The organism is Rhodoferax sp., assembly GCF_039922535.1.
In the GTDB taxonomy this organism is placed as follows: Bacteria; Pseudomonadota; Gammaproteobacteria; order Burkholderiales; family Burkholderiaceae_C; genus Rhodoferax_B.
Genome location: NZ_JBDTEM010000279.1, coordinates 1 through 1,919 on the forward strand (window position 1 = coordinate 1; position 1,919 = coordinate 1,919).

The window sequence follows — 1,919 nt, forward strand, 5'->3', positions numbered from 1 at the left end:
TCCAGCAGGGCGATGAATTTTTGCTCGGTAAACGTGGCCCGCCCCGAGGTGTTGCGGGCCAACGCCTGCATGAGCTGCTCCAGGTCCCAGCCCGCGTGGGCCGACAAGGCTGCGCAGCCCACAACCAGGGCCAAGACCGATCGAAAAAATGTGTGCATCAAGGGCTCAGTTGGGGTGTGGCCGGGGGCTGCCAGAAGTCAAAGAAATTGAACCAGTTGCTGGGTGCCGCATGGCAGTACTTTTCTAACAGCTCCACGTAGCGTGCCATGGCGGCCTGCACGGCGGCTTCGCGCCCGCCCGCGGGGATGTGCGAGAAGTCGGCCACGGTTTCAAAGTGGATGTCGTAGCGGTTGCCACCGCCGTACAGGCCCACCATGAACAGCACCGGGCGGCGCAGGATGGCGGCCATGCGAAACGGCCCCACCGGCAGCGCCGCCGGAGCGCCCAGAAAAGGCAGGCTGCGCGTGCTATCGCTGCCCAGCGAGCGGTCGGCCAGAATACCCACCACCGCGCCCGACTCCAGCAGTTCGTGCACCACCATCATCGAGTCCACCTTGCCCAGCGGCACGATATGGCTGTGGGCGGCGGGGTTGATAGCCTGCAGCAAGGCGTTGATCTTGCGGGCATTTTCTTCAAACATTACCATCGCCAGCCGCAGGCCTGGTTGCTGCTGGCCCACCGCACGCAGCACCTCAAAACTACCCAGATGGGCCCCCAGCAGAAACGCGCCCCGCTGCTGGTCCAACACGCGGTGGACCAGCTGCTGGCCATGCAGGCGGATGTCGTACAAATCGAAACGGTCATTGACCAGGTACACCCGGTCGTGGATCACCGAGGCAAAGGCCATGAAATGCTGGAACTGCATGCGCCAACCGATCCGCTGGCCCGGATGCACCCGGCCCAGGTACTGCCGGGATGCCCGCCGCGCCGAGGGAGATAGCAACAGAAAATAGGCCGCAATGCCGTACAGAATGCCGCGCGCCACACGCCGCCCCAGCCGCAGCGAGATCCAGGTCATCAGGCGCAGCATCGGCATATTGCTGCGCTCCGGGCGCTGCTTCCAGTGGGTCGATGGCTGGTTCATGGCGCGGCACGACGGCCCAGGCTGAGTTGTCCCGTGGCCACTTTGCGGCTGTCGCAGGCAATGTCAAAGCGGGCGCTTTCGGGCGTGGTGCACACCAGGGACATGTTCAGCACCTCGCCGGGGCGCACCGGGCTTAAAAACTTGGCGTTGCCGATTTGGCCCGCCATGCTGCCGGTCACCGTCTCAGCCCACTGCAACACCGTATCCAACAACACCACGCCGGGCAAGATGGGTGCGCCGGGGAAGTGCCCGGCAAATGCGGGGTGGTCAGGCGCTACCGCCCACGTGGTTTCAAACGGCATGCGGGGGTCTTTGGAGGTTATGCGCCAACGCCTGCAAGGCCTCGCGCGGCAGCTTGCCGGTGCTGTTGCGGGGCAACTGGTCCAACAGCAGCAGCGGACGCGGCAGAAAAATCGGGTCGATGCGCTCGCGCAACGCGGTCAGCAGGGCGGCCTGCGTCCAACCCGGGGCCACCACAAAGGCCATCAGCCGGGTGACACCGTCGCGGTCGCGGTCCTCGGGCATGTAAAACGCGCCATCCTGCACCCCCTCGATGGCATTGAGCTGGTGGTTCAGGTAGGCCAGTGAGCTGCGTTTGCCCGCAATATTGACCAGATCGGCAATCCGGCCGTGCAGCAAAAAATGCGTCGCGCTCAGCGGCTCCAGCACGTCACCCATGGGCACAGCCTGTTCCACATGGCCGCCCGAGACCCAGGTGCCACCGTCCTGGGCGGTCAACTGCACGCCCGGAAACAACTGCCATTCGGCACCTAGCGCGGTGCGCCGGGTGGCCACTTGGCCGGTTTCGGTGGAGCCATAAATCTCCAGCAGCGGC

2 protein-coding genes and 1 pseudogene are annotated in these 1,919 nt (G+C 64.9%); all 3 read right to left on the reverse strand.

Annotated elements, in window-relative coordinates:
• Positions 1 to 157: 157 nt before the first annotated feature.
• The gene (locus tag ABI213_RS12860; protein ID WP_348027402.1) at positions 158 to 1,084 is read right to left on the reverse strand and encodes an acyl-CoA synthetase; all 927 of its coding nucleotides are present in this window, start codon (positions 1,082 to 1,084) and stop codon (positions 158 to 160) included.
• A complete protein-coding gene (locus tag ABI213_RS12865; protein ID WP_348007561.1) occupies positions 1,081 to 1,386 on the reverse strand; it encodes a 3-hydroxyacyl-ACP dehydratase in 306 nt (101 codons plus the stop codon). Before ABI213_RS12865 ends, ABI213_RS12860 begins: the two co-directional genes overlap by 4 nt.
• A pseudogene (locus ABI213_RS12870) lies at positions 1,376 to 1,919 on the reverse strand (beta-hydroxyacyl-ACP dehydratase); the annotation flags it as partial. The gene ABI213_RS12865 and the pseudogene ABI213_RS12870, both read right to left, overlap by 11 nt.